The following is a 7,023-nucleotide window of genomic DNA, read 5'->3' as shown; positions in this document are numbered from 1 at the left end:
AGGCCCGGGTGCCAATCACGAGCGGACGCTCAGCGCTGCCAATCGTTTGCATAAGTTCTAGCTTAGGCCAAAGCAGGGTTAAGTAGTAACTGAAGGGGCAAACCACTCTTCCGCTTTTCTAGCATTCATGGTAGAATTTTTCTATGCCGATGCTGACTATCAAAGATCCCCAAGTGTATGAAAACGTTCGCGAACTCGCGAATCGTAAAGGCATGACCATGACCGCCGTGGTGCGCGAACTGGCCCAGCGGGAAATCGAGACTACGCGCCGACCGACTTATGAGGAAAAACTGCAGGCCATCAGGGAAATTCAAGCCCAAGTGGAGGAGGAAGGGATAACCTTCTTGACTGATGACGACCTCTACGATGAGAACGGATTACCGAAGTGATTGTAGACACCTCAGTTTTAATCGCCATTATGGCTAAGGAACCCGGCTACCGAGAATATCTCGAAAAAATCCTCCGTAGCGACAACACGAAAATCAGTGCGGGAACCGCAGTTGAATTCGAACTCGTGGCGCGCAAGTACGGTAATCCACCACAGGTTCTCCACGCCCTAGGCATTGAAATCACTCCCGTGGATCAAAACCACCTCTATTGGGCTCGCTTCGCCATCCAGAATTTCGCCCGCGGCTCGGGCTCCCCGGCCAAACTCAACTTCGGGGACTGTTTTTCCTACGCCGCCGCCCGCGCCCTGAACGAACCGCTACTGTTCAAAGGCACGGACTTCAGCGCTACTGACGTCATCGCCGCGTGAGAGCGCCCGGCAACGGTCCGCCCCGCCCTTGTGAACCGGCCTATTGAAACTGCAATCCGCGAGCGACCACGGCGGTAATCCCGGTCCCAGCAAACAGCGCGCCTTCCAGGTCTAGGCCCTCCACGCGCTGGGCGGCGGCGGCAATCTGGTTGAGCACCGCGCGTTCCTCAGCGTTGGGGTGGGTCATGGCGTCGCCCCAAAAGATGCGGCGCGAATCCAGGACCTGGTCCATCGTCAGTTCCACTCCCAGCATCCGCGACGCGTCAGCCAAAGCCCGCTCCACGCTCACCTGATACACGAAGCCGTCCGGGTCGCCCTCCCGACCGTAGGAAATCCGCAGGATATGCGTGTGGGGGGCAGCTCCCGCCATCGTGCCGGGCCATTTCGCGGAATAGTTCGTGATGGCTTTGGCCTGCAAAACGTTCGGGTCCTCATCAGGTCCGCAGGGCGGAGGCCCAACCAACATGCCCGACCCGCGCGGCGGGTTGTCCAGCTGGGGTGCATTGACTGCCAGGGTCACATTCATCACGTGGGTGCCTTTATGCAGCTGGAATCCGGTGGTCAAATCGCCGATTTCTTCCAGGGCCGCCGCGTCAAACCGTAAGGTGGCGTCCCGGTGGTCGCGTTCGGCGTGGAACTTTTGACGCAGCATCGAGGCCGCGGCCGAGTTCAGCACTTTCAGCGCACTGTTGCCCGGCAGCGCCACCACAATCCGGTCGGTCGCCAGCCCGAAAGCATTACCGGTTTCTTCCGGGGGCCCGCCCTGGTACTTGGTGTTGGAAATCGTGTGTTTGCACCACACGACCCAGCGCGGGTTCTCCGCTCCGATACCGGCTTCGACATGCATGACTCGCACGTGGTTGTCGATGCGTCCCCCCGCGTCGGTAATACGTTTCACCAGCTCGTCTACCAGCTTGAACATGCCGCCCTCGGGCATCATCACCACGATTGAGTTGGGTTTACGGGTGGCGGCCACCGCCTTGGTCAGTGACCCGGTGCGTGCCAGCGCGGCGCGCAATCCCGGTGCGACCCGGTCGGGATCCAGCCCGTTGGGGTGCGTGGAGTGAATGCCTCCCGCGAACGGGGTCACGAACGCGTCCAACACGGCTTTCCCGAGACGGGCTTCTACCAATTCCCCAAAACTTTTCGCGTCCGCGCCGACTTCCGCGGGCAGCGTCAAATCCTGTCGGGCGCGCTCCAGGGCTTGTGGCCCGGCGATGTGGGTCAATCCCTCCACGAACACCGGGTCGTCAAGGTCGGCGGGAATCCCCAGGGTTCCGAAGGGAATCCGCACGGCATCGTTGCGGCCGTGGTCCCACACCCAGGAATCGCTATGGGGGGCGACCGGGTTCAAGCCCAGTTCCCGGCACAGCTCGGTGACTTCGAGGGTGCGGGTGGCGTAGGATTCCGCCCCGATATCCACGGTGGCTCCCCCGAAAACTCCCGAACAGACCAGGCCACCGGGGCGTCCGCGCTCCTCCAGAATGAGGGGGCGCAGCCCGCGTTTTGTCGCCGCGTATCCGGCGGTCAGCGCGCCGAGCCCGCCTCCGAGAATAATCATGTCAAAGCCTTCGTCAGCCATGGTGTTTTCCCTTCACAAGCGTTATCTGGTGGGTTTGGTGGGTTTTTGAGAGTTTTCGGTGGGTGTGGTGGCCGGAGCCCGCCAAGTGTGAATCCTCGCGGTCAGTTCGGTCAGCACCCCGGGATCGGTGTCGGGTCGCACCCCGTGTCCCAGGTTGAAAATGTGGGCGGGAGCGGCCAGCCCAGCCTGCAGGACCTGTTCGGCTTCGCGCCAGACTCGTTCCATGATGTCCCCCGTTTCGGTGCGTTTCGCCTCAGGGGATGCCGGCTGCTCCGCGGTAACCAGCAGGTCTGGGTCGAGGTTGCCCTGCAGGACTTTCCCGGGCAGGCGCCGCGCGGCGGCGTCCAAGCTCAAGTCGGAGCCGATGGAAACGACCTCCGCAATTTCACCCATCGCTTCGATGAGGTGAGCGGTGCCGACCCCGAAGTGAACGTGCGTGGCTCCCGGCGCGCCTTGAAAAGCGAGTGTCGAGTAGGGCAGGGCGAAGCGGCGGTATTCCTCGGCCGTCAGAGACCCCGCCCAGGAATCGAACAGTTGCACCGCTTCGGCGCCACCGTTGATCTGGGCTTTCATGAACTGGCCGGACAGTTTCGCGCACCAGGTCGCCAGTTTGGTCCAAGCGGCAGGTTCCGCCGCGATAAAAGCGCGGGTTTCGAGGCATTCGCGCCGCCGCGGCCCGCCGGCTTCCAACAGGTAGGAGGCAAGTGTGAAGGGTGCTCCGGCGAACCCCAGCAGGACTTTTTCATAGGGCAGTTCGCGGCGGACATGGGCGGCGGCCTGCTCTATGACCGACCAGTCCGCGACTTCCAGTTCGGTCAGTTTTTCTACCTCGGCGGCGCTGGTCAGAGGCTGTTTCAGCACCGGTCCGCGGCCGGGCACGATGTCGATGTTTGCGCCTGCTAAATACAGTGGCACCACGATATCGGAAAAGAACACGGCCGCGTCGACATGGTGGCGGCGTACCGGTTGGAGGGTAATTTCGGCGGCAACCTCGGGGGTGGTGCAGGCTGTGAGCATGGATTTTCCCTCACGCAGGGCACGGTATTCCGGCAGGGAACGTCCGGCTTGGCGCATGAACCACACCGGGGTGGTGGTCGGTCTGATTCCGTTCAGCGCAGCACGCATCCGCGAACCGGAGAATAGTGGGTCAAGACCCATAGAAACTGTAGCCAAAATACAATCCTAACTTAGGATACCCTTAGTAACTGTTTTGCGGGGGTTAATATATTTAAGGTATAAAAAGGTTGATGCCTTTTCAACTTTACACCGTCAATCACCTGACCCACAGCTTGGCTGAAGTGGCACAGGCAGCGGCTCAAGCTACAGAAAAGGAATCGGAATGGCTCGAGACACCGGGAGTGCATTCCCTGGTGCTGGTTTCAACGTGTAACCGTGTGGAAATTTATGCTTCGGCCGATCCGGGAGTGCGCCTGGTTCCCGCCCATGAACTGCCCTCCGAAACGCAACAGCTCGAAGCTCCCCACCCGCCTCATTCTCAGAACGACACGCTGGCCTGGAATTTCATTGAGGGTCGCGCGGTCGCTGAACATCTGTATCGGGTTGCCGCGGGATTGGATTCCATGGTGGTGGGCGAGGCCGAGGTCGCGGGTCAGGTGCGCCGTTCCTTTACGCGAGCCCAAGACTTGGGGGAAGTTCACGGGTTGATGGTGCGGATGTTTGAGGGGGCGCTTTCTACCGCGCGAAAGGTCGCCAGCAAGACTGAACTGACCGGACTGGGACGTTCCGTGGTTTCCGTGGGTCTGGATGTGGTGGAGGCTAGCGGGCGGCTGCCCGAATGGCGGCAGGCACAAGTTCTTTTGGTCGGCACCGGCGCTTATGCCGGGAGTACGGTCGCTCAGCTGCGCGCCCGCGGGGTGCGCGACATCGCCAATATTTCGACTTCCGAGCGGGTCACGGCATTTGCCAAGAATCACGGAACACGCATCGTTCCCGCCGCTGATTTAGTACCGGCGCTACAACAGGCTGATTTGGTCGTCACCGCGCGGGGAATCGGCGCCCCGGTGCTGCGCCGCGAACAGGTGCGCGCCAGCCTAGCCAACTCCGACAGTTCGTTGACCATTTTGGACCTGGCGCTGCATCGTGACGTGGAAGAAAGCGTGCGGGACCTGCCGGGAGTCACGTTGTGGGATTTGGAGGATATTCGCCACCGGGTTCCGGCTTTGGCAGTGTCCCAAGTGCGTCGGGCGCACGAAATTATTGAACAAGGTTTGGGAGAGTACGACGCGGCGGTGGCGGCACGGCACATGGATCCGGCTATTGTCCAGCTGCGCGCCATTTTCCAGCAGGCGGCCGCGGCCGAGATTGACAGACTTCCCGCTGGCGACATGATTTCTCGCGAGGCCGCCGAGGCCGCGATTCACCACGTCATTGCCAAACTGGCGCATACTCCCACCGTTTCCGCCCACATGGCGGCCGAGGCAGGCTTGGGCTCCGAGTGGGTTGACGCCCTAGCAACTGTATGGGGACTAACTCCCGAGGTCCTCGAAGCCGCTCTAGACGCCGAAATCAGGTAAACCGCATGCACAATTTGTCTCCTTACGATGCGTTACTGCTGGTCAGCTATGGAGGGCCGAACGGCCCGGAGGACGTGTTGCCGTTCTTGCGCAACGCTACCGGCGGGGCAGGTATTCCCGATTCTCGCCTGGAACAAGTCGGCGGGCACTATCGCCTGTTTGGCGGTGTTTCCCCCATTAATGCCCGCAACGCCGAACTGCTGGCCGGCCTGCACCAACGCCTCGGCGATGACCTCCTCTATGCGGTAGGCAACCGCAACTGGCACCCGTATTTTAGCGAAAGCCTCGTTGACTTGGTTGACCGGGGAGCGCGACGGATTTTGACGTTGTTTACCACCGCTTACACGTGTTATTCGGGATGCCGTCAATACCGGGAAAACCTGGCCGAGGCTCTGGCCGACCTTCGCACTGCCCGCCCGGAGGTAGCCGGTGAAGTCACGTTGGATCGGGTGCGACCTTTTGCAAACACCCCCGGATTTGTTCGCGCTAACGCCCGTGCCATCGCGGCGGCCGCCCGGGATTTAAACATGACTCCCGCTTCTGACCAATCCCCCGCAGCATCATCCTCACCGGTTCACCTGGTTTACGTAACGCATTCGATTCCCCTGGAGATGGCGCGGCATTCCGGGCCGTGCCGCTGTGACCACAGCGCAGCCGCGGCTTCCCCGACGGTGCGGAAACCGGCACTGTTCGACGACCGTTTTGACACTCCGGTCAGCCGCCCCCGCGTCCCCTTGCGCCAGCGCCTGAGCGACTTTTCCCCCGAAGCCCTCAACGCTTTGCCGGTAGTGACCCGTGAGCAAGATGCCCTGGGGCAGGGCTGGACCTACCTGGCCCAGCACCTCGCGATAGCACAAGCCATCAACCGCAGACTTTCCGCACAGGGGTTGGAAATGCCGTGGTCGCTGGCGTTTTGTTCCCGTTCTGGTTCCCCCCACCAGGCGTGGTTGGAACCAGACATTAATGACCATTTGCGCGATTTAGCGGCCGCCGGAGCGCGCCGGGTCATCGTGGCTCCCTTTGGTTTTATTTCGGACCACATGGAAGTTGTCTATGACCTCGACACCGAGGCCGCCGCTACCGCCCAGGAACTTGGCCTGGAATACCGTCGGGCTGCCACCGCGGAATCTGACCCTGAGTTCCTGAATGAACTGGCTGACCTGGTTTACGAACGGGCCGCCTTTGCGCGTGGAGAACACCCCCAACAGTCTGTGGAGCCCGACACCTACCCGCCGCTGGCGGAAACCTGCGGACCGAACTGCTGCCAGTATCCGCGCCCTAACCACTCTCGTCCTCATCACACTGTCAACCCAACCCCAATCAAAGGAGAAACCATGGGACATCCCCAATCCGTTCAAACAGCTCCGGAAATCACCGGCGACCCGCGCGATTACGCAGTCGATTATCACGAAGTCAACGCCAGAGAGAACTACTCCCTGCACATGGTGTTTCGTCGGACCCGCCCCCTGCCCACCGACCCGCAGCGCTTGGAACGCATTACCCACCGTTTGGAAGAAGCGGTGAACGGCGTAGTGGTGCGCGGCTGGTATGACGTGTCGGGATTCCGCCCCGAAGCTGACCTGATGATTTGGGCGCTGGCTGATAATACCGAGGCTCTACAAGAGGCATATCGCAAGGTTGGCGCCATCGGGACGTGCCACGGCCGGCCCGCTTTGTTTGAGCCGGTATGGTCGGCGATGAGCCGCCACCTGCCCGCTGAGTTCAACGAATCACACCTACCGGCCTGCTGGGGCGGTTTCGCCCCGCGCAAGTACGCCACGGTCTATCCCTTCGTGCGCTCTTGGGACTGGTACTACCTGCCCAAGGCACGGCGCAACGCTATCCTTAAGGAACACGGTATGAACGGCCACGATTTCAATGACGTGGCGGTTTCGACCCTGGCAGCGTTTGCTCTGGGAGATTGGGAATGGACCATTACCCTAGAGGCCGACCGCCTGGATCGGGTCATGGGTGTGCTGCGCAAGCAGCGCGAGGTTGAAGCTCGCCTGTTCGTGCGGGTAGACACCCCATTCTTTACCGGGGTTCGCGTAGAGCCTCGCGAGTGGGTGGATTTGCAGCCCAAGCGCGACGACACAAGCTGCCAGTGCGGACAGTCTGAGGAACCGTCCTGCGGTTGCGGACAATAGTCC

General features: G+C 61.2%; 6 protein-coding genes. 4 read left to right on the top strand and 2 right to left on the bottom strand.

From position 1 onward, the window contains the following. Positions 1-143: 143 nt before the first annotated feature. Together Q0X47_RS05790 and Q0X47_RS05785 are read left to right on the top strand one after the other, a co-directional pair. The gene (locus Q0X47_RS05790) at positions 144-389 is read left to right on the top strand and encodes a type II toxin-antitoxin system VapB family antitoxin (RefSeq protein ID WP_297723812.1); all 246 of its coding nucleotides are present in this window, start codon (positions 144-146) and stop codon (positions 387-389) included. Beyond that, positions 386-757 carry a type II toxin-antitoxin system VapC family toxin gene (locus Q0X47_RS05785; protein WP_297723810.1) on the top strand — a complete coding sequence of 124 codons (372 nt, stop codon included), beginning with the start codon at positions 386-388 and terminating at the stop codon, positions 755-757. Before Q0X47_RS05790 ends, Q0X47_RS05785 begins: the two co-directional genes overlap by 4 nt. 40 nt (positions 758-797) lie before the next feature. On the opposite strand, the gene Q0X47_RS05780 is transcribed toward Q0X47_RS05785, so the two are convergent. Then, on the bottom strand, positions 798-2,339 hold the full coding sequence (locus tag Q0X47_RS05780) for an NAD(P)/FAD-dependent oxidoreductase (protein ID WP_297723808.1): 1,542 nt from the start codon (positions 2,337-2,339) through the stop codon (positions 798-800). Between the two features lie 21 nt (positions 2,340-2,360). Beyond that, a complete protein-coding gene (locus Q0X47_RS05775) occupies positions 2,361-3,512 on the bottom strand; it encodes a uroporphyrinogen decarboxylase family protein (RefSeq protein ID WP_297723806.1) in 1,152 nt (383 codons plus the stop codon). Positions 3,513-3,586: 74 nt separating this feature from the next. On the opposite strand from Q0X47_RS05775, the gene Q0X47_RS05770 reads away from it, so the two are divergent. Both Q0X47_RS05770 and hemQ read left to right on the top strand, forming a co-directional pair. Then, complete coding sequence (locus Q0X47_RS05770) at positions 3,587-4,873, top strand: glutamyl-tRNA reductase (RefSeq protein WP_297723804.1); 1,287 nt, start codon at positions 3,587-3,589, stop codon at positions 4,871-4,873. A 5-nt stretch (positions 4,874-4,878) separates the two neighbouring features. Continuing rightward, complete coding sequence (gene hemQ, locus Q0X47_RS05765; RefSeq protein ID WP_297723802.1) at positions 4,879-7,020, top strand: hydrogen peroxide-dependent heme synthase; 2,142 nt, start codon at positions 4,879-4,881, stop codon at positions 7,018-7,020. Positions 7,021-7,023: the final 3 nt, after the last annotated feature.

Source organism: uncultured Mobiluncus sp., from assembly GCF_947254095.1.
Classification (GTDB): Bacteria; Actinomycetota; Actinomycetes; order Actinomycetales; family Actinomycetaceae; genus Mobiluncus.
The sequence above is the reverse complement of the archived record's forward strand: the minus strand, read 5'-3'. Positions and strand labels throughout refer to the sequence as shown.